Genomic DNA, 20,307 nt, shown 5'->3' with positions numbered 1-20,307 from the left:
TCGGCGGCGACGGACGCGTCGGAGGCGCGGCGCGAGCCGCGACGACGCGACGGGCGCTCGGAGGCGGCCTTCTCGGTCGGAGCCTGCTCGGTCGAACCCTGCTCGGCGTCGGCCGCCCCGGCGGCCTCGACGGCCACGGCCTCGGTGGCGGGCACCTCGACGAGAGGAGTGACACCGGTCTCGCCGGCGTTGACGTGGGCGCCGGCGGCCCGGGACTCGGGAGCCCCGGCGGCCGACGTGGCCCGGCGCGAGCCCCGGCGGGCACGGGTCGGTGCCTCGGTCGGCTCGGTCGGCTCGGTGCCCGTCTCGGCGACGGGGGCCTCGGCACCCTCGGCGACGGCGGTCTCGAGGGAGGCCTGGACACCGGCGTCGACGACTCCGTCGAGCGTCGGCTGGGGCGCGACCTCGCTGGCCGCCCCCTCACCCTGCTTCGCCGCGATGGCGGCCACGAGGTCGCCCTTGCGCAGCTTGGAGATGCCGCTGATGCCCAGCGACGAGGCGAGGGCCTGCAGCTGGGGCAGGCGCATGGCGGTGAGTTCGGGCGTGGACGGCGCAGCGGCGCCGTTCTGGACGTCAGTCACGAGTGATGGGTTCCTTTCGCTCCCCCGCGTTGATCGGCGGGGCAGAGCTGGTCACACCTCGTGGCCTCTCACCTGCACTGAACGGGTTCGCCCCGAGGGGGCGACCCTGTGCCGGCTCTGCCCTGAACGAGCAGCTGCCCGGGATGAGCAGGAGGCCTGGGAGGTGCGGTGCGCGCCGACCAGATCGGCAGACGAACACTGCTAGATGTGCACTACGGGATGTGCGACCCGGGGACTCGAAGACTTGTGACCCCACGCGGTAATCCCCGCGAAGAACTGCGGGGATGATGCTAGATGCCCAGGAAATCTGAGTTTTCTACCGGGTGCGGCACCACTGTAGCACCTTTGAGATCGACGGCCAGCATCAACGGACGCCACGCCGAGACGGCGTGTTCGCGCACCAGTTCGGCGGCGAACAAGCGCTGTGCCGGGTCGCTGCCGAGGACCAGGAGGGAGGGGCCGGCCCCCGACACGACGGCCGCGAGACCGGCGTCGCGCAGCATGCGGATGAGGGCGTCGGTCTCGGGCATGGCACTGGCGCGATAGCTCTGGTGCAGGCGGTCCTCGGTCGCCGCGAGCAGCAACTCCGGACTCTGCACGAGGGCCGCCACCAGCAGAGCGGACCGCGACACGTTGAACGTGGCGTCCTCGTGCGGAACGGAGGCGGGCTGCAGGCTCCGCGCCAGCTTCGTCGAGAGGGTGGATTCGGGCACGAACACGACGGGCGACACCCCACGGTGCACGAGCAGTCGCTTGTGGGACGGGCCGTGCGAGTTCATCCAGGCGATCGTGAGGCCGCCGAACAGCGCAGGTGCCACGTTGTCGGGGTGACCCTCCATCTCGGTCGCCAGGGCGAGCAGAGCCGCGGAGTCGAGTTCGACCGTGCCCTCGAGCAGTCCCTTGGCGGCCATGATGCCCGAGACGATCGCGGCTGCGGACGACCCGAGTCCCCGGCCGTGCGGGATCGCGTTGCGAGCCCGGAGCCGCAGCCCCGGCAGAGGGACGTCGACCGACGCGAAGGCCGCGGCGACGGCCTGGACGACGAGGTTCGAGCCGTCGGTGGGCACCTGACCGGCCCCGACGCCCGTGACCTCGACCGAGACCCCGGGTTCACCGGTCGCCGTGACCTCGAGCTCGTCGTAGAGAGACAGCGCGAGCCCCAGCGTGTCGAAGCCGGGACCGAGGTTGGCCGAGGTCGCGGGGACCTTGACCAGCACCGAACGCCCGACGACCCCGGGGGTCATGCAGAGGCCGGCGCGAGACCGAGCACCTCGGCCACCCGGGCCGTGTCGCTCGCGACCACGGTCGGTTGCACGTCGCTGCCGTCGGCGCGCCGCAGGGCCCATTGGGGGTCCTTCAGGCCGTGGCCCGTGACGGTGAGCACGACCGTGGCCCCGGCGGGGATGACCCCGGCGTCCGCCCGCTCGAGCAGACCCGCCACGCTGATGGCCGACGCGGGCTCGACGAAGATGCCGACCTCGGCCGAGAGGATCTTCTGCGCGGCGAGGATCGCTTCGTCGGTGATGGCCCCGAACCAGCCGTCGGTCAGGTCGCGCGCCTCGAGGGCGAGCTGCCACGAGGCGGGGTTGCCGATGCGGATCGCGCTGGCGATGGTCTCGGGAGCCTTGACGACCTCACCGGCGACGATCGGCGCCGAGCCGGCGGCCTGGAACCCGAACATGCGCGGCAGCTTGGTGGCGCGGCCGATCTCGAGGTCTTCACGATAGCCGCGCGTGTAGGCCGTGTAGTTGCCGGCGTTGCCGACCGGGATGAAGTGGAAGTCGGGGGCGTCGCCGAGCACGTCGACGACCTCGAACGCCCCGGTCTTCTGGCCCTCGATGCGGTCGTTGTTGACCGAGTTGACGAGGTGGACCGGGTAGTTGGCGGCGAGGTCGCGTGCGATGTCGAGGCAGTCGTCGAAGTTGCCCTGGATCTGCAGCAGCTGACCGTCGTGCGCGACGGCCTGGCTCAGCTTGCCCATGGCGATCTTGCCCTCGGGGACGAGCACGGCGGCCGTGATGCCGGCGTGGGCTGCGTAGGCGGCGGCCGAGGCGGACGTGTTGCCGGTCGACGCGCAGATGACGGCCTTGGCCCCGTGTTCGACGGCCTTCGAGATCGCCATCGTCATGCCGCGGTCCTTGAAGGAACCGGTCGGGTTCATGCCCTCGTACTTGACGTAGACCTTCGCGCCCGTGCGGTTCGACAGGGCCGGAGCCGGGATGAGCGGCGTTCCGCCCTCGCCGAGGGTGACGATCGGGGTGGCGTCGGTGACGTCGAGACGGTCGGCGTATTCGCGCAGGACACCCTGCCACTGGTGGGCCATCAGGCTCCTTCGACTCTCAGCACGCTCGTGACGGAGTTCACGACCGTGGCGTTCTTCAGGGCGGTCACCGTGGCGGCGAGGTCGGACTCGCGCGCCCGGTGGGTGCCGATGATCAGCGTAGCGGTGGCCACGGCGTCGCCCTCGCCCGTGACGCCCGGCGTCGCACCCGACGTCTGTTCGACGTTGTGCACGCTCACGCCGTGGTCGCTGAGCACCCCGGCGACCTCGGCGAGGACGCCCGGCTGGTCCGCCACGTCGAGCGTGATCTGGTACCGCGTGGACACGCGACCGATCGGCAGGACGGGCAGGTTCGCGTGGGTGGACTCGGCGACGCCGGGGCCGCCGATGACGTGGCGTCGCGCGGCCGAGACGAGGTCGCCCAACACGGCGGACGCCGTCTCGACTCCCCCGGCTCCGGCGCCGTAGAACATGAGGTCTCCGGCCGACTCGGCCTCGACGAAGACGGCGTTCTTCGCTCCGTGCACGGCCGCGAGCGGGTGGCTCAGCGGGACGAGCGCCGGGTAGACGCGTGCGCTGACGCCCTCGACGCCGTCGTCGTCGACCAGGCGCTCGCAGATCGCCAGGATCTTCACGACGTACCCGGCCTTGCGAGCCGCGACCACCTGGTCGTGCGTGACGGACGTGATGCCTTCGCGGTGCACGGCGGAGAGGGGCACGGCCGTGTGGAAGGCGAGGCCGGCCAGGATGGCCGCCTTCTGCGCCGCGTCGTAGCCCTCGATGTCGGCCGTGGGGTCCGCCTCGGCGTAACCCAGGGCCGTGGCCGTCGCCAGGGCGTCCTCGAGGCTCGAGCCATCGGTGTCCATGCGGTCGAGGATGAAGTTCGTCGTGCCGTTGACGATGCCCATGATGCGTTGGACGCGGTCGCCGGCGAGGCTGTCGCGCAACGGGCGGATGATCGGGATGGCACCGGCCACGGCGGCCTCGTAGTACACCTGCGCGCCCACCTGCTCGGCGGCGTCGAACAGCTCGGGACCGTGGCTCGCGAGCAGGGCCTTGTTGCCCGTGATGACGTCGGCCCCCGAGTTGAGGGCCTGCAGCACGTAGCTGCGGGCCGGCTCGAGTCCGCCGATCAACTCGACGACGATGTCGGCGCCGACGATCAGCGACTCGACGTCGGTCGTGAACAGCTCGCGCGGCAGGTCGACGTCGCGGGGCGCGTCGACGTCGCGCACCCCGATGCCGACCAGCTCGAGCCCGGCACCTGCGCGCCCGGCGAAGTCGTCGCCCTGCTCGAGCAGCAACCGCGCCACCTGCGACCCCACGGAGCCGGCGCCCAGCAGGGCGACCCTCACGTTGCGGTATTCGATCATGTCAGTCCGTTCTCGGGTGCTTCGTCGGCGGGGTGCGGTGCTCGCACGAGGTGAGGAGGCGCGGGTCGCTCAGTCGAGGCCGGCGTCGCGGGCCAGCAGGTCGGCTTCGCTCTCGCCCCGCACGATCACGCGTGCCCGGCCGTCGCGCACGGCCACGACGGGCGGACGCCCGACGTGGTTGTAGTTGCTGGCGAGGCTGTGGCAGTAGGCCCCGGTGGCGGGCACCGCGAGGAGGTCGCCGGGGACGACGTCGCCGGGGAGGTAGTCGGCGAGCACGACGAGGTCGCCGCTCTCGCAGTGCTTCCCGGCGACCCGCACGAGAGCGGGCGGGGCCGAGGAGGTGCGGTTCGCGATGCGCACGGAGTAGTCCGCCGCGTACAGGGCCGTCCTCGCGTTGTCGCTCATCCCGCCGTCGACGCTGACGTAGCGGCGCACCGCGCTGCCCTCGTCGATCGCGACCGAGACGTCCTTGATCGTGCCGACCTCGTAGAGCGTCGTGCCGGCCGGACCGACGATGACGCGTCCGGGCTCGACCGCGAGGAGCGGCACGTCGACGCCGAGGCGGAGGCACTCCGCCTGGACGATGTCGGCCAGGGCGACGGCGAGGTCGTCGAGGGGACGGGCGTCGTCGGCGCTCGTGTACGCGATGCCGAAGCCCCCGCCGAGGTTGAGTTCGGGGACCGGGCCGGACGCCAGCAGGTCGGCGTGCACGGCGAGCAGGCGGCGGGCGGCCTCCGCGAAGCCGTCCGAGCCGAAGATCTGCGAGCCGATGTGCGAGTGCAGGCCGACGAACTCGAGCGACGGCTGCCGGCGGATCGAGTCGACGATGTCGGCGGTCTCGGAGAGCGGGACGCCGAACTTCTGGTCTTCGCGGGCGGTGGCGAGGTACTCGTGCGTGGAGGCGTGGACCCCCGAGTTGACCCGCAGACGCACCCGCTGGACGCGTCCGTGCCGTTCGGCCGCCGCGGCGACCCGTCCGACCTCGGCGGCGTTGTCGAGCACGACGGTGCCGATGCCGGCCTCGACCGTGCGGTCGATCTCGGCGAGCGACTTGTTGTTGCCGTGGAACCCCATGCGGGCGGGGTCGACCCCGGCGGCCCGGGCCACGGCGAACTCGCCGCCGGTGCAGACGTCGACGGCCATGCCCGCCTCGGCCACCCAGCGGGCGACCTCGGCGGAGAGGAACGCCTTGGCGGCGTAGTAGACCGTCGCCGTCGTGCCGATGCGGGCCGCCTCGCGCTCGAACGAGCGGACGGCCTCGACCGCGCGGGCACGGGCGTCGTCCTCGTCGAGGACGTACAGCGGCGTGCCGAACGACGCCACGAGGTCGGAGACGGTGACGCCGCCGAGCACGAGTTCGCCGTCGGAGGACCGCTGGGCCGTGGCCGACCAGACGGCCGGGTCGAGGGCGTCGGCATCGGTCGGCTCGTGGAGCCAGGCGGGGGCCAGGGGGTTCGGGGACACGCGGACCTCGGGGGTTCGAAGGACGGGGAACGACATCAGAGCCTACCGACCGCCGAGGTGCGTGACGGCCAGGGTCGGGGCGACCTCGTCGCCACACCGGAGATCAGGAGCAGGACCCCTTGGTGCCGATGCCGCTCGACGAGATCGGCAGGCCCGGCGACGTGACGTCGAGGGTCGCCGCCGACGGCGTGACGTCCACGGCGGTGAGGGTGGTGCCCTGGGGCAGGTACTGCGCGGCGCACACGTCGAAGGCGTAGCCGCCGATGAAGGGGGCGAGGTCGAGCGACACCGACGTGTCCCGCAGCGACGCCGTGGTCGGGGTGAGCGAGATGACCCGGCCCTCGCTCGTGATCGAGGGGGTCGCGACGACGTCCACGGGGACGACCGTGTTCACCAGCGGGATCGTGAAGTCGCGGGCGTAGGTGACCTGTCCGTCGCCGAAGGAGATCGCTCCGCCGCTCTCCTGCACGGCCGCGAGCCCGTTGACGGTCGCCGCGTCGGCCGTGACCGTGCCGGTGATGGCCCCGGTCGATCCGCTCAGGTCGGTCGGCACGTCGCGGACGTCGAAGTCGAACGACAGACCGCCCGAGGACCCGGCGGACGAGATGGTGGCCTGGTCGATGGTGCCCTGCACCAGCTGCCAGAGCATCGAGAAGCCGCCGATCTGCACGTCGACGGGACCGGCCGCGTCGCCGAGTTGCTGCGAGATCTGCTTCTCGGCCTGGTCCTCGGCGACCGTCCGAACGACGAGGTCGGCGACCACGGCCAGGATCCCCAGCACGACCACGATCCCGAGCAGGACGAAGACGACGATGCCGAAGCCCCGGCCTCGGCGACGGGCGACGGGCTTGGCCTCGAAGAAGTCGGAGTCGATGTCGCTCATCGGGCCATCTTGTCAGCCGGGTGGCGAGGGACGCTCACGCCGCGCCTCCTGCGGTCGACACCGAGGAGGCGCGGCGCGCGAGGTCACATGCGGTCGGGTGCCGAGACGCCGAGCAGTCCGAGGCCGTTGCGGATGACCTGGCCCGCCGCGTCGTTGAGCCACAGACGGGTGCGGTGCAGGTCGGTGACCTCGTCGTCGCCGAGCGGCGTGACGCGGCACGTGTCGTACCAGCGGTGGTAGGTGCCGGCGAGTTCTTCGACGTAGCGGGCGACGCGGTGCGGCTCGCGCAACTCGGCGGCCTGGACGACGACGCGGGGCAGCTCGGACAGGGCGCCGAGCAGGGCGCTCTCGGTCTCGTGCGTGAGCAGCGACGCGTCGAACGCGTCCCGCGTCACGCCGGCGGCCTCGGCGTTGCGCGCGACCGCCCGGGTGCGCGCGTGGGCGTACTGGACGTAGAAGACGGGGTTGTCGTTGCTGCGCTTCGTGAGCAGGTCGAGGTCGATGTCGATCGAGCTGTTCACCGGGCTGCGGACCAGCGAGTACCTGCCGGCGTCGACGCCGACGGCGTCCACGAGGTCCTCCATCGTGACGACGGTGCCCGCACGCTTGGACATGCGCATCGGTTCGCCGTCGCGCAGCAGGTTGACCATCTGGCCGATGAGGATCTCGAGGTTGACGCCCGGCTCGTCGCCGAACGCCGCGCACATCGCCATCATGCGACCGACGTAGCCGTGGTGGTCGGCGCCGAGCATGATGAGGTTGCGTTCGAAGCCACGTTCGCGCTTGTCGAGGTAGTAGGCCAGATCGCCGGCGATGTAGGCGGCCTCGCCGTCGCTCTTGACGATGACGCGGTCGCGGTCGTCGCCGAAGTCGGTGGTGCGCAGCCAGGTGGCGCCCTCGGACTCGTAGACGTGCCCGAGCTCGCGGAGCCGGGCGATGGCGCGCTCGACGGCCTGGGATTCGTGCAGCTCGTTCTCGTGGAAGTACACGTCGAAGTCGACGCCGAAGTCGTGCAGCGACGACTTGATGTCGGCGAACATGAAGTCGACGCCGGCGGCGCGGAAGACCTCTTGCGCCTCGTCACGCGGCAGGGCGGCGGCGTCGACGCCGGTCGAGGCCACGACGCGCTCGACGATGTCGCCGATGTACTGCCCGCCGTAGCCGTCGTCGGGGGTGGGTTCGCCGAGTGCGCTGGCCAGGAGGCTACGGGCGAAACGGTCGATCTGCCCGCCGTGGTCGTTGAAGTAGTACTCGCGGGTGACGAGCGCGCCCTGCGCCTGGAACACGCGGGCGAGGCTGTCGCCGACCGCTGCCCAGCGCACGCCGCCGAGGTGGATCGGGCCGGTGGGGTTCGCCGAGACGAACTCGAGGTCGATGGTGACGCCCCGGTAGTAGTCGCCACGACCGTAGGACTCGCCCTGCTCGACGATCGAGCGCGCGAGGAGGCCCGCGGCCGCGGCGTCGAGGCGGATGTTGATGAACCCGGGGCCCGCGACGTCGACGTCGGCGACGCCGTCGACCTCGGCCAGGTCGGCCGCGATGTCGGTGGCGAGCTCACGGGGGTTCGTGCCGACGCGCTTGGCGAACTTCATGGCCACGTTCGACGCCCAGTCGCCGTGCTCGCGGTTCTTCGGACGCTCGAGCGCCACGTCGCCCTCGGTCACCGCCACGTCGACGGTGCCTCGGCGTTCGAGGACGCCCTGGACGACGGCGAGCAGGGACGTGGAGAGTTCGGCGGGAGTCACGAGGGTCGATCTTACCGGGAGGCACGGAGACGACGACGAGCCCGACGTCGGTGATGATGGAGGGATGAGCCCCGCCTCGACCCGCTCCCCCGTCGTCCTGCGCACCCTCGTCGTGACGGGTGCCCTCGCCCTGACTCTGACCGCCTGCACGGCACCGTCGCAGGCCGCGCCGAGCGCGACCCCGACCACGGGCGAGGAGTCGTCCTCCACCCCCGTCGCGACGCCGACGGCGGCGGCCACGCCCGAGCTCGTGAGCATCCCGTTCGACGTCGACTGCGGCGAGCTGCTCGATCCCGGCTCGCTCGCCTCCTGGTACCCGGGGTTGACGGCCGTCGTCGACGACGAGGCGAGCGGCGACGCGAGCCGCGACGGTGAGGCCCTGCAGCAGGTCGCCGACGCGGACGGCACGACGTGCACGTGGCAGGACTCCAGCGGCGCCACCGTCACGGTCGGTGTCGCGCACTTCGACGCGGACAGCCTCGACGAGCTGGCCAACGACCTCGTCGCGACCAGCAACTCGGTGCCGACCTTCGGCGTCGAGGGCTACTTCGACACCCCCGGTGAGATCGGCACGGCCGAGGCGTTCTCGTCGCCGGCGTTCGTCGTCGCCCGTTCGACGACCTTCCTCGAACCCGGCGACGCCGAGCCGGTCGTGTCTGCCGTGCTGTCGGCGCTGAAGCAGGTCGACTGAGACCGAGGGCGGGAGGCGCGCTCCGGTGAGGAACGCGGCCTAGGCGACCAGCGCCTCCTGGTCCGTTCGCGAGGCGACGGACGCGGCGAGGCGCCCCGCCTCGACGGAGGCGCCCAAGGACGCCAACAGTGCCTCGAGTTGGCCGACCGGGGCTCCTCTGTCTTCGGGGTGCCACTGCACGCCGACGACCGGGGCCGAGTCGTGCTCGACGGCCTCGACGGTGCCGTCGGAGGCGCGGCCGACGACGCACAGGCCCCGGCCCAGGCGGCCGACGGCCTGGTGGTGCGCGCTCTGGACGACGGGCTCGGCGCCGAGGGCCCGGGCGAGGCGACTACCGGGCTCGAGCCCGACGGCGTGCGGGTGCATGAGCTGATCGACCGGCGCGTCGGGGGTGCGGTGCACCCCGTCGTGGTCGTCCAGGTGTTGCACGAGGTCTCCGCCGAGGGCGACGTTGATCAGCTGGTGGCCGCGGCAGATACCCAGCAGCGGAGTGCGGCGGGCGACGGCGCGACGCACGACGGCGAGCTGGGCCTCGTCGGCCACGGGGTCGTGCCGACCCTCCCCCGGGTAGCCGGTCGCGCCTCCGTAGAGACGGGGAGAGAGGTCCTCGCCACCGAGGATGACGATCGCATCGGCGTCGGCGGTCACGCGCAGCAGCTCGTCGGTGCCGAGGTCGCCCGCGGCGAAGCGCGTCGCCTGCCAGCCCGCGGCCTCGGCGGTCGCGCGGACACGGGAGTTCATGTCGTCGACGTAGGCGTGGTACTCGGGGGCGTGCGGCCGATGCCGGGTGACCTCGACCACGGCGAGACGCATCGAGGCGACGGCGGGGTCGCTCGGGCGGGTCGACGGGGCGGCGTACGAGGTCATGCCTCCATGCTGCCGTCGCGACGGGCGCCCTGCCAGGTGCGTGTCGTCGCGTTACGCCGCTGCGGCGGCAGCGGTCGCGCCGCCGGCTCCCTCAGGGGTGGTCAGGGCCACAAGGAGGCGCGGGTCCAGCCGTCGCCGTCGCGGTCGTACCGCAGGCGCACCTGGTCGCGGCCCGTGGTGGCCTGCCAGAACTCGATCGAGGTGGGGTCGACCCGCCAGGCCGTCCAGTCGTCGGGGACGAAGGTGTCGTCGGACTCGATCGTGGCCTTGGCCTCGGCGAGGCGACGCCGCGTCTCGGCCTCGTCGGTGATCGGGCTGCTCTGCGGCTGCGTCATCGCGACGGCGCGCGAGTCGGGGTGGCGAGCGGTGAAGTCCTTCTCGCTGAGGTCGCGCGGACCGGGCGTCGCCCGGCCGAGCACGCGGACCTGGCGGCCCTGCTCGCGCCAGTACAGGGTGAGCGCCACCCGGGGGTTCTCGGCGATCTGCCGTCCCTTCGGGCTGATCGACGAGGTCGCGAACCAGAGGGCACCGTCGTCGACGTCCTTGAGGAGCAGGGTGCGGGCCGTGACGTCGCCGTCGGACGACGAGGTCGAGATCACCATGGCGTGCGGCTGGGCGACGTCCTGGTCGACGGCCTCGACGAGCCACGCGACGAACTGGTCGACCGCGTCGTCGGCCACGTCGTCGACGTCGAAGGTGGGCAACTCGGGGTGGAAGACCTTGGCGGAGCGGAGACGCTCACGCAGTGTCGGACCCTCGGGGTCGGTGCGGTCGGAACGGGTGCCGGAGTCGGCTCGGTCGGTGCGGGTGTCGTCGGTCACTCCCCCACGATGCACCTCCCGCGGCGGGGCCGTCCCAGGCCGGACCGATTCGCTGCTAACCTGGACGACGTTCCCGGGCCCCCATAGCTCAGGGGATAGAGCACTGCCCTCCGGAGGCAGGGGCGGCAGTTCGAATCTGCCTGGGGGCACCACAGATAATAGCTGGTCGGCGGCTATCTGCTCTAAGCCCCACTCGCTGCTAATTCTGCTCGTGGCGACGTTTCCGAATTGGGCCGTAAGAAGAATCTGCTCATCGCAGTGCAGCCGAGACGGTGCCCGAATCGCTGTCAAAGAGCTCTAAGTACACGTTTAACGCGACTGCGGTCGAGGCGTGGCCCAACGTTCTTTAGTCTCCTTTGAGGCTCGCTGTTGGGTGCGTCATCTAGTGCCGCGTAAGACCGCCCCGGCCCATCATCTCGACAGTCTCGTCGACCCAGCCGTGACGGAACACTTCCCCCCGCAGCCAGCCCCCTCGCGCTACGTCGGGGCCCGCGAGCCGGCCTCCTCGTCCTTAGCGTTTGTATTCAGTTCAGCGAGAGGCGACGCCGAGACCGGAAGAGATCTCTCTGCGTAGTCTTTGGGCTCCGAGCGTGCCTAGCAGTCGCGAGCACGTGGCATTCCTTCCTGAAGTGGACTGGGAATTGATTCACGATTTGGCCGCTGTAAAGGCAGATCCTTTCTAGCTGAAGGCGCTTAGAGCAACGCCAGTAGAGGGACCCATCGCAGGACTGCGCCCAGAAGAATATGTCGTACTCGGGCGAGCCGCCTCTCAAACCGAGTCCGATCGAGGGTGCCAACGCAATGAAGTAATGGTGTATACATTTCTTGCTGAGCATCGTTGCGGAAATTTGCGAGCAGAAGCGTCCGTAGCTGTCCGTGCCGCGGGAAGATCGGGCGACTGCAAGACCCATGTTCTTGCTCGAGTCCTACGCTGTTATTAGCAGCGGCCAACCTGCAGCTTGAATAGAGGAGACTTGATGGCACAATTCAGCGGACCGACTCGGCACTCTCTCGCGGAGCTACTCGCCGAGTACGCCACACATACGGTGATCGAGAGCTTGTTCGTCCGGTTCGAAGTGCCTCAGCTCCCTTCGGATACCAACCCAAACAAGTTGAAAAAGACCACACGTTTAGTCGAGCAACTTGGTAAGCGCGCAGAAGGCCGTACGAGCCTGCAAGGTCTCATCGACTACATCACGGCGCCGAACCCACGCCTTGGCCCCGAGTTCCGCCGCGGCTCAGCCGAGTCACAGGACTTCTACCAGAACTTGGATCAGGACCTCGCGACTTCGCAGCGCAGCCCTACGACGCCCGAAAAAGCGACCCCGCCACAACGTCAGTTTGCCAGACCAGGGACGACTGCAACCGACCCAGCACCAGCATCTTCCCCCAACGCGAAGCGATACGTATTTGTCGTCCGCGGACGTGACAATGCCGCGTACGAAGCCCTTGTCGCTTTCCTCAAGGCGCTGGACCTCCGAGTCGTAACCTGGGACGAGGCAGTTCGTGGAGCAGGCGGCGGATCCCCGTACACCCTAGAAGTGGTGCGGGCAGGAATGGATATAGCCGACGCTGTTGTTGTGCTCTTGACCCCAGATGATCTCGGCCATGTCAAGGGTGACTTCTACAACAGCGAGCACGATGATCCTCGCGAAGCACAACCGAGCGGGCAGGCCCGCCAGAATGTCATATTTGAGGCTGGATGGGCCATGGCCCTCGACCAGAAACACGTCATCCTTCTACTCGCGGGCACGGTCCGGATGCTCTCCGATATCGATGGTCTGAATTACGTGCGCATCACCGATGACATCTCGGATCGCAAGTCGCTCATCACTCGCCTTCGCAACGTGCAGCTTGAAGTCGACGAATCCGGCGAGGAGTGGCGAACCGCCGGGTCTTTCCCGTCCAATTAAATAAAGCAGTGCCCCCGTGCGAGCAGACAATAGTAGGACAGTGTGTTCACTTCTGCCGGGCCGGCAGACAAGCGGCTGCGGTCGCGTTACAAAAATCGAATACCTCAGCGCCGTTTCTTCGATTTGGTCATCGAAGAGCGCATGCCACAGACTCCACGGCAACCCTCTAATTAGGTCGCCGCCTCACGCTTGCCTCGTCATTATTCGCGTCGTAAGCGGACTTGAACGAGACTGCTTGGAACTCGTCAGTAAAGGTGAAAGTCAGTCTCGGTCAGGGCGTCATCAGATAACGCCTCTTGCCACTCTCCATAAGTAGTCTCCAGCACGTCACCGCTTTCCCATTCGCGCATGTATCTGGCGCTCGGACGCGACGTCGGTAAGATCTTGGGATGGTCGAAACTCGCATCGCAAAGAACGCGCAAGCCGTTCTGGATTCATACCGCCTGCACAACAGCTTGGACGTCTTCGCCATCGGGTTGTTCGACAAATCGGTAACCGTGCTATCCCAGCAATCGCGCGCCCTAAACCTCGCTTGGGCTCTGACCGAGACGAAGCGAATAAGTAGCGATGATGACAATCGCACGCGAATCGCCATAATTGGAGCTGGATTCGCAGGTTTATCGGTTGCTGCTGGGCTCGTCAGCAAACAAGCAAGCGTCGACATCACCTTGCTTGAACAGCGCGACTCGGTGCTTCCGCTGCAACACGGAAACGACACGCGTTGGTTACACCCACACATATACGACTGGCCGCGCGAGGGAAGTTCAGCGCACACTGCGGGGCTTCCTTTGCTGAACTGGACCGCGGCGCGCGCAAGCGACGTCGTCGTGCAGGTGCGATCGGCGTGGGAAGAACTCAAGCCTGAAGCACGCTTTGCAAACGTTCGTTTGTTTTGCAACACTGCGTCGGTCAAAGTCGACATCGTAAGCGAGCACGGTGCCGACACCCTTCGCGCAGAGTGGGTGGGACAGCGGCGCAAGGCATGGACGCCTGCGGTACCGGAGGGAAAGCGACCCCGCCAAGGCATTCTTGAAGATTTCGACATCGTTATTCTCGCCATCGGATTCGGTGTTGAAGCAGACGGTGCAACGTCATACTGGAGAAATGAGACTCTCGCTCAACCTGCATTACGTCGACGACGTCGCACTTACGTCGTGTCAGGCGTTGGAGACGGTGGATGGATTGATCTATTCCGCATTCGTATATCGGATTTCCGTCAAGATCGGATACTAGCGGAGCTCTTTGGCCAGCATAAGAAGTTGCTTGTGGAACTCCAGAGCGTGCAGGACCAGGCTAGAGACGGCACCACGCTGATTCCAGAATTTCGCCAGGTCTGGGCCAAGTACCCGCGAGCGGCGAAGCAAGTCGTCAAAAGCATGGATCATCGACTTCGTCATGACACCGACGCGATCCTGCACGTCCGAGAGAGTAAGGGATTCGACGCGCTTTTCAATCGGCGGGTCTCATTCCAGAATCAACTGCTCGCGTGGGTGCTCCATGCTGCCGGAGGCTTCAGCATTTGGGACGGGAACATCGAGCAGCTTGCCGCGGAGGAACATGTGGGCCCGGACGCACGGGTGATCCGACACGGCCCGGACGTAGTCGCAGGCATCCGCCGCGTGCTGGGGCCAAGCCTTCGGTCCAGGCTCAAAAATGTACTGGGAGACACGGAGGAGCATAGGCCCGTTCAAGATACGGCAACTCAATGGACGGCTGGCTATTTCGGAACCACGCTTCGAGCCGCAAACGACGATATGAAGAAGTACTGGCGGAGGGAATACCTTCCCGCGTCGACCGAAATCGTCGCAGCGGCCTTGTCCGGCGCAATTGCTGGGTTGCTCTTAGGAGACCATCCCGAAGACGAGCGATTGAGAATTACACTCCACCGCGTACTGCACGTCGGCCCTAGCTTGGCTCTACAACAGTGCTGCGACTACGCCGGAGTCCGTATTGGAGATGAGAGCAAGACGGCAGGCAGGACATTTCCGATCGATACTGCCACGATCGGTTACGCATACAGCGAACAGCGTGTCATTCGAACGAAGTCCGGAACCCAGGCGGGTGCGATCCAGAACGATATGCAGAAGGCTGACCTAACGGCCAACGCTCGAACGATGTCAGGAGAGGTCAAATCGGTGCTCGCAATCCCGATCGTGACTACGTCGCCTGCCGGCAAGGACTCCGTAATCGCCGTGCTCTACCTTGACAGCGACGTTCCGGGGTTCTTTACGAGTGACAATCGGGTGCGACGCATCTCTAGTGTCTGCGCTCATGCCCTTAGCGCTGTTGATTCGGAGCTCGAGCGGACTGGCGCAATGTCAAACTTTGCATACCCAGGGGCTGCGCATTTCGGCGCGCAACCGGCCGTGTCGCACGAGTACGACACACTGGAAGTAGTGGAGAGCCTGCCAGTCCCCCGCGTTCCGATGACAAGGCTTAATCTCGACCAGACGGCGTTTCTGGAAACGGAAGGACAGACGTGATCGCGATGCATGCCGAGCATGACCTTAAGAGCTGGACGCAGTTCTTCGTGCCGATCTTGAGTGGCGAAAGAGTGCACGAGCTTCGTCGTAATGACAGGAACTTCCGGGTCGGAGACATTCTCAACCTTCATGAGTGGGACGCGCTGCGTGCTGTGCCCACAGGGCGAATAGCTAACGCCCGTATTACCTCGATTACGTCAGATGACCACCCCTGCGCAGTATCCGACGTTGGCCTCGTTCCGGGCTTTTGTATCTTGTCAATCCGACTACTGGATAACTAGAACGATATCCTCGTGAAATTTGTGTATGTTGTAGCAGCATCGTATGCCGTCGCGCAGGCCACTCCTGCTACGTAGTAGCAGATCGGTATCCAGTCGTGGTGCCAGAATATCAACAATTCAGAACAAAGCCGCTTCGAAGCGACTCATGATGACCGCACAAATCGAATTTAGGTAGAAGTTACCGGACGTGAACTATTCCTCCGGCGCCTTCAGCCCCCTCAACGCAGAGGTGGCAGTTCCAATCTGCCTCAATGCACGACGTTCTCCCGCTCGCGACGGCCGCGTCAACTGGTTTCGTCACGCGCCTCTCGTCAAGGCGGCTTCCGCGGCGGTAAGCACCCCGTCGTCAGGCCGGATCTCGTAGGCCGTCACGATCGTGTGTTCGGTCGCCGTGCTGCGGTTCATCGGTCATGGTGCCGACGGTAGCGACCGGAGTTGACTCGCGTCCGGGGTCAGTCGGACTGCTGGCGGCGGGCGCGGTCGGCGTCGTCGCGGTCGAGCTCGCGACGCAGGACGCGTTCGGGGACGGCGACGTGCTCGGCGGCCTCGCGCATGCTCGCTCCACCGGCCCGTAGCTGACGGGCCGCGTCGAGGCGGCGTCTCGAGACGGGGGGCTTCGGGGTCTGCGCGACCCGCGCCTCCTGCCGTTTGCGGGTCTCGGCACGGTGCAACTCACCGCCGACCTGCTCGTCGAAGCGGGCCAGGGCGGCGGTGACGCGGAAGAAGAAGCGGCCGTAGGCGTTGAGCTCGTCGATCTGCTCGTCGATCGAGCGGAAGGCGACGCCCAGGGCGTCGAGGGTCGCCATCACCCCCACCAGCTCGGCCACCGAGCGGCCGATCCGGTCGACGTTCGTCACGACGAAGACGTCGCCTTCCCGCAGGCTGCCGATGGCCTTGGCGAACTCGGGGCGGGACTGCCTGGTTCCGGTGGCGTGGTCGACGAAGACCCGTTCGCACCCGCCCGCCCGCAGGCGCTCCGCCTGGCGATCGGACGACGGGTCGTCTCGCGAGATGCGGGCGTACCCGACGACGGTCACGGTGGGCCTTCCGGCGAGGCGAGGGTGGACAGAGAGGTGAGGCCCCGCCGACGGCGAGGCCTCGAGGACGTCCGCCGGGAGGCGTGCGTCAGTGGTGGGTCGAGCTCAACTGTAGGTGAGCGCGATCACGGCGACGTCGAGCGTGCGGTACGAACCCTCACGCCGGACGGCGGTGCGGACGCGACCCCGCAGCACCTCGAACAACCCGTCGGACTCGTGCACGAACCCGATCACCCCGGCGGTCGGCGTCGACACGCGGTGGAATCCGTCACCCAGGGGGACGACCTCCGCTCGGGACGTGCGCTCCAAGACAGCACCCATGATGTCTCCTTCTTCGTTCTCCGGCCCTCGTACCAAGCCGTCATCGCAGCGTACCCCGCAGGTGGGGTACAAGTCCCCCTAGAGTTGTCAGACTGGGCCTCTGACTCGTTCCTCGGACAGGCGCGAGGCCTCGCCGTCCGATCAGGCCGGCGGAGCTTCGGGCAGGGCCCCACGACGCCGCCGGCGACCGGCCGCGATCGTGACGCCGACGCTCGCCGCCGTGACGCAGGCGAGGGCGACGACCTCGCGCACCCCGAGTGCCTCGCCGAGCACGACGAGGCCGGCCAGGGCAGCCACCGCCGGCCCCAGGCTCGACAGGACGCCGAACACGCGCGTCGGCAGCCTCCGCAGCGCCACCGACTCGAGCGCGTACGGGATCGCGGAGGTGAGGGCGGCCACCACGAGGAAGACGAGCAGGAGGCGCGGGTCGGCCCGGACGGCCACCGTCGCGTCGTGCGCCCCGAACGGGACGACCACGAGGGCGGCGACCAGCATCGCGGTCGCGAGGGCGCCCATCGGGTCACGGCCTCGCCCCAGGGCGGCGTTCGCGAGGATGTAGCAGGCCCAGAACGCCCCCGCGCCGAGGGCGAGCAGCACGCCGACGACGGGGATCGCCCCGGTCGAGTCGGAGCCGAGCAGCACGACCCCGGCGAGGGCGAGCAGGGCCCAGGCCGCGTCCCACCAGCGTCTCGTCTGCACGAGTGCCACGACCAGCGGACCGAGGAACTCGAGGGTGACCGCGACCCCGAGCGGTACGACGTCGATCGCGAGGTAGATGAGCGAGTTCATCCCGGCGAGGGCGAGACCCAACAGGACCACGCCCAGCCACGTTCGACGGGGCCATCGCCAGGGGCGCGGTCGGAAGACGAGCACCAGGAGCGTCGCACCGAAGGCGAGGCGCAGGCTGGCGGCGCCCAGGGGTCCCAGGGCCTCGAAATGCGTCTTGGCGAGGGCGGCCCCGAACTGCACCGAGACGATCGCCGCGACGGCGAGCAGGGGCGACGGCACACGGCCGAGGGGGCTGGGGTTCACGGGGCTCCGGGTTCGTCACGGGGTGCGCGGCGGCACAGTACGATCGTGGCATGAGCGACGCCTTCTCCGTCATCTCGCCGGTGGTGGAGCTCTTCGGCTGGTTCGGGTTCATCGTCGGCACGCCCTTCCTCCTGGCCGGGTGGGTGCTCCGGCGCCGAGCGACCCGCCTCGAGAGCACCGTCGGCGTGGTCATCCCGCCGCCCGACTGGGCCCGTGCCGCCACCGCCCGATGGATGGACGTCGACGGGCAGCTGCACGAGACGCAGTTCGGCGACGTCCCGGTGACGACGCCGCTCGAGACCGAGCTCACCGTGCACTACGACCCCGACCGACCCCACCGGGCCCGCGTCCACCCCCCGCACGACGACGGACGGGCGCCCCGCACCGTGGGGGTGGTGCTCTACGCCGTCGGGGCGGTCTGTGCCGTCGCGTCGGTGGGCCTGCTCTTCGTCTCCTGACCCGTCTCGCGGCCGGTTCGACGTCACCCCCTGCGGGCACAGGGCACCCCGGGCGGTCTGACGGGGGCCGTCGATAGACTCCCCCGCAACGAGCGAGGGGAGCGTCGTGAGCACGAGATCCACGACCGGCCGACGACCGGCGAGACGAACGGTGACCGCCGTCGCCGCGGCGGTCCTGGCCGTGGTCGGCACGATCGCCTTCGGTGCGGTCCCGGCCCAGGCCGTCGAACCGGTCGAGTTCTCGGGCGCCTACGTGGTCGACCAGGCCGACGTGCTGTCGAGCGCGGACGAGGCCGAGGTGACCGACGCACTCGACCGGCTCGCGACCGACACCGGCGTCAACCTCTTCGTCGTCTACGTCGACTCCTTCTCCTCGCCTTCCGACCGCACGGCCTGGGGCGAGGCGACGGCCTCCCTGAACCAACTGGGTGCGAACGACGTGCTGCTCTCGGTGGCGGTCGACGACCAGTTCTACGACCTCTCGGCCGACACGTCCGTGATCTCGGAATCCGACCGGCAGGCGCTGCAGACCGACGTCGTCGTGCCCGAGCTGCGTGACGGCGACTGGGCCGGTGCCGCCGTCGCCCTCGCCGACGGCATCCGCAGCGACGAGGCCGGGCCCGACCTCAGCTGGGTGCTCTGGGCGCTGCTCGTGCTGGTCCTCGTCGCGGCGGCCGTCGCCGTCGTCGTCGTGGTCCGCCGGGCACGACGTCGACGCAGCGAGTCCGATGCGCAGAAGGCCCGCCAGGACGAACTCGACAAGCGTGCCGCGCGGGTGCTGGTCGCCCTCGACGACGAGTTGACCGCAGGCGCACACGAGGTCGGTTTCGCGGCGGCACAGTTCGGGGACGACGCGGCCCGGCCGTTCGCCGAGGCGCTCGACGCGGCCCGGGTGCACGCCCGCGAGGCGTTCGCCCTGCAGCAGAAGTTGGACGACTCCGTCCCCGACTCCCCCGAACAACGCCTCGAGTGGACCACCCGCATCATCGAGTTGTGCGAGGCGGCCGACGCGTCGCTCGCCGAGCAGTCCGCCGCGTTCGACGAGCTGCGTGAGGCCGAGGGGCGGGCGCCGAGCGACGTGGCGGCCCTCCCCGGCGAGGTCGCGACCCGACGAGCCCGGCTCGCCTCGGCCCGCACCCTCATCGGCGAGCTGACCACGATCTACTCGGCGCGGGCGGTCGCGTCGATCGACCAGAACGACGACCAGGCCGACCGTCTGCTCGAGTTCGCCGACGAGAGGGCCGGTACGGCGGCGACCGCGCTGGCGTCGTCCTCCACGTCGGAGGCCGTCATCGCCGTCCGAGAGGCCCGTCAGGCCCTGGCGCAGGTCGACCAGCTGCTCAGCGCGGTCGACGGGGCCGCCGAGTCGCTGCGGACGGCGGGCAGCACCATCTCGGCCATGACCCTCGACCTGCGGCAGGACATCGCGACGGCCGAGGGGCTGCCCGACGGTTCGGCCCCGCAGGGCGTCGACGTCGCCGGCTCCGTCTCGGCTGCGCGGGCCTCCGTCGCGCTGGCCGAGACGACGACCGACGACCCGCTCGCCGTCGTCGCCTCGCTCGGTGCTGCCAACGACCGCATCGACCAAGTGCTGGCGGCCGTGCGCGACGACTCCGAGAAGCAGCGCCGGGCCCAGGCGGCCCTCGACCAGGCGCTGCTGACCGCGCGGAGTCAGATCAGCGCCACCCGCGACTTCATCGAGACCCGTCGCGGCGGCATCGGCCCGCAGCCGCGCACCCGGTTGTCCGAGGCCGAACGTCACCTGGCCACCGCGGTGTCGCTCGCGACGTCCGACCGCGACGCCGCACTGTTCGAGGCCCACCAGGCCGTCCAGTTGTCTCAGGCCGCAGCCGCCGGTGCCGAGGCCGACGTCTCGTCCTACCAGCAGGCGAGCCCGTTCGGCGGCGGAGTCGGCACGCGGGGGTCGGCCGGGGCCGATCTCGGCGGCATCGTCACCGGCATGCTGCTCGGTGGACTCTTCAGCGGGGGTGGCGGCGGCGGCTTCGGCGGTGGCGGCGGAGGCTTCGGCGGGGGTGGCGGCGGCTTCGGTGGGGGCGGTGGCTTCGGCGGCGGGGG

At 68.9% G+C, this 20,307-nt stretch carries 18 protein-coding genes and 1 tRNA gene; 7 read left to right on the top strand and 12 right to left on the bottom strand.

The features are described from left to right. The 7 genes from IFT36_RS10050 to argS form a co-directional block, all read right to left on the bottom strand. Positions 1 to 581 (bottom strand): Rho termination factor N-terminal domain-containing protein (locus tag IFT36_RS10050; RefSeq protein ID WP_307785079.1); only part of this gene is annotated, 581 nt, incomplete at its 3' end. A 290-nt stretch (positions 582 to 871) separates the two neighbouring features. Then, positions 872 to 1,825 (bottom strand): homoserine kinase, encoded by a 954-nt coding sequence (gene thrB / locus IFT36_RS10045; RefSeq protein ID WP_123570242.1) that lies wholly within the window; start codon positions 1,823 to 1,825, stop codon positions 872 to 874. Then, a complete protein-coding gene (thrC, locus tag IFT36_RS10040; RefSeq protein ID WP_056045920.1) occupies positions 1,822 to 2,904 on the bottom strand; it encodes a threonine synthase in 1,083 nt (360 codons plus the stop codon). The genes thrB and thrC overlap by 4 nt, the downstream gene beginning before the upstream one ends. Continuing rightward, positions 2,904 to 4,235: a homoserine dehydrogenase gene (locus IFT36_RS10035; protein WP_056045923.1), complete on the bottom strand. Its 1,332-nt coding sequence runs from the start codon at positions 4,233 to 4,235 to the stop codon at positions 2,904 to 2,906. Before IFT36_RS10035 ends, thrC begins: the two co-directional genes overlap by 1 nt. Positions 4,236 to 4,304: 69 nt before the next feature. Then, positions 4,305 to 5,735 (bottom strand): diaminopimelate decarboxylase, encoded by a 1,431-nt coding sequence (lysA, locus tag IFT36_RS10030; RefSeq protein ID WP_207114319.1) that lies wholly within the window; start codon positions 5,733 to 5,735, stop codon positions 4,305 to 4,307. A gap of 67 nt (positions 5,736 to 5,802) precedes the next feature. After that, the gene (locus IFT36_RS10025) at positions 5,803 to 6,582 is read right to left on the bottom strand and encodes an LmeA family phospholipid-binding protein (RefSeq protein WP_200413028.1); all 780 of its coding nucleotides are present in this window, start codon (positions 6,580 to 6,582) and stop codon (positions 5,803 to 5,805) included. 83 nt (positions 6,583 to 6,665) lie between these two features. Further along, on the bottom strand, positions 6,666 to 8,327 hold the full coding sequence (argS, locus tag IFT36_RS10020; RefSeq protein ID WP_173151002.1) for an arginine--tRNA ligase: 1,662 nt from the start codon (positions 8,325 to 8,327) through the stop codon (positions 6,666 to 6,668). A gap of 64 nt (positions 8,328 to 8,391) precedes the next feature. On the opposite strand from argS, the gene IFT36_RS10015 reads away from it, so the two are divergent. Next, on the top strand, positions 8,392 to 9,018 hold the full coding sequence (locus tag IFT36_RS10015) for a hypothetical protein (RefSeq protein WP_200413027.1): 627 nt from the start codon (positions 8,392 to 8,394) through the stop codon (positions 9,016 to 9,018). Between the two features lie 39 nt (positions 9,019 to 9,057). On the opposite strand, the gene IFT36_RS10010 is transcribed toward IFT36_RS10015, so the two are convergent. Next, positions 9,058 to 9,885, bottom strand: coding sequence for a gamma-glutamyl-gamma-aminobutyrate hydrolase family protein (locus tag IFT36_RS10010; RefSeq protein WP_249408565.1), 828 nt, complete (start codon positions 9,883 to 9,885; stop codon positions 9,058 to 9,060). A 101-nt stretch (positions 9,886 to 9,986) separates the two neighbouring features. Further along, entirely contained in the window at positions 9,987 to 10,706 is a 720-nt protein-coding gene (locus IFT36_RS10005; RefSeq protein ID WP_192123369.1) for a pyridoxine/pyridoxamine 5'-phosphate oxidase, read from the bottom strand. A gap of 77 nt (positions 10,707 to 10,783) precedes the next feature. Between IFT36_RS10005 and IFT36_RS10000 the strand changes: the two genes are divergently transcribed. The 4 genes from IFT36_RS10000 to IFT36_RS17100 all read left to right on the top strand — a co-directional run bounded on the left by IFT36_RS10000 (position 10,784) and on the right by IFT36_RS17100 (position 15,383). Continuing rightward, positions 10,784 to 10,858: transfer RNA gene (locus IFT36_RS10000), tRNA-Arg, on the top strand. An 825-nt stretch (positions 10,859 to 11,683) separates the two neighbouring features. Beyond that, entirely contained in the window at positions 11,684 to 12,619 is a 936-nt protein-coding gene (locus IFT36_RS09995; RefSeq protein WP_200413026.1) for a TIR domain-containing protein, read from the top strand. Between the two features lie 389 nt (positions 12,620 to 13,008). After that, on the top strand, positions 13,009 to 15,102 hold the full coding sequence (locus IFT36_RS09990) for an FAD-dependent oxidoreductase (protein WP_200413025.1): 2,094 nt from the start codon (positions 13,009 to 13,011) through the stop codon (positions 15,100 to 15,102). Positions 15,103 to 15,107: 5 nt separating this feature from the next. After that, positions 15,108 to 15,383: a DUF3850 domain-containing protein gene (locus IFT36_RS17100; RefSeq protein WP_374058391.1), complete on the top strand. Its 276-nt coding sequence runs from the start codon at positions 15,108 to 15,110 to the stop codon at positions 15,381 to 15,383. Between the two features lie 452 nt (positions 15,384 to 15,835). On the opposite strand, the gene IFT36_RS09980 is transcribed toward IFT36_RS17100, so the two are convergent. The 3 genes from IFT36_RS09980 to IFT36_RS09970 form a co-directional block, all read right to left on the bottom strand. Next, entirely contained in the window at positions 15,836 to 16,420 is a 585-nt protein-coding gene (locus tag IFT36_RS09980; RefSeq protein WP_056045940.1) for a recombinase family protein, read from the bottom strand. A gap of 105 nt (positions 16,421 to 16,525) precedes the next feature. Further along, on the bottom strand, positions 16,526 to 16,741 hold the full coding sequence (locus IFT36_RS09975; protein WP_148053617.1) for a hypothetical protein: 216 nt from the start codon (positions 16,739 to 16,741) through the stop codon (positions 16,526 to 16,528). Between the two features lie 141 nt (positions 16,742 to 16,882). Next, the gene (locus tag IFT36_RS09970; RefSeq protein ID WP_056045943.1) at positions 16,883 to 17,773 is read right to left on the bottom strand and encodes an EamA family transporter; all 891 of its coding nucleotides are present in this window, start codon (positions 17,771 to 17,773) and stop codon (positions 16,883 to 16,885) included. Positions 17,774 to 17,823: 50 nt separating this feature from the next. Here IFT36_RS09970 and IFT36_RS09965 point away from each other — a divergent pair, with 50 nt between their 5' ends. Then, positions 17,824 to 18,231 (top strand): hypothetical protein, encoded by a 408-nt coding sequence (locus tag IFT36_RS09965; RefSeq protein ID WP_043596924.1) that lies wholly within the window; start codon positions 17,824 to 17,826, stop codon positions 18,229 to 18,231. A gap of 106 nt (positions 18,232 to 18,337) precedes the next feature. Beyond that, positions 18,338 to 20,307 (top strand): TPM domain-containing protein (locus IFT36_RS16755; RefSeq protein ID WP_200413023.1); only part of this gene is annotated, 1,970 nt, incomplete at its 3' end.

The organism is Frigoribacterium sp. CFBP 13605, assembly GCF_014839405.1.
GTDB lineage: Bacteria > Actinomycetota > Actinomycetes > Actinomycetales > Microbacteriaceae > Frigoribacterium.
Note: the sequence above shows the minus strand (reverse complement) of the source record. Positions and strands in the feature narration are given on the sequence as shown.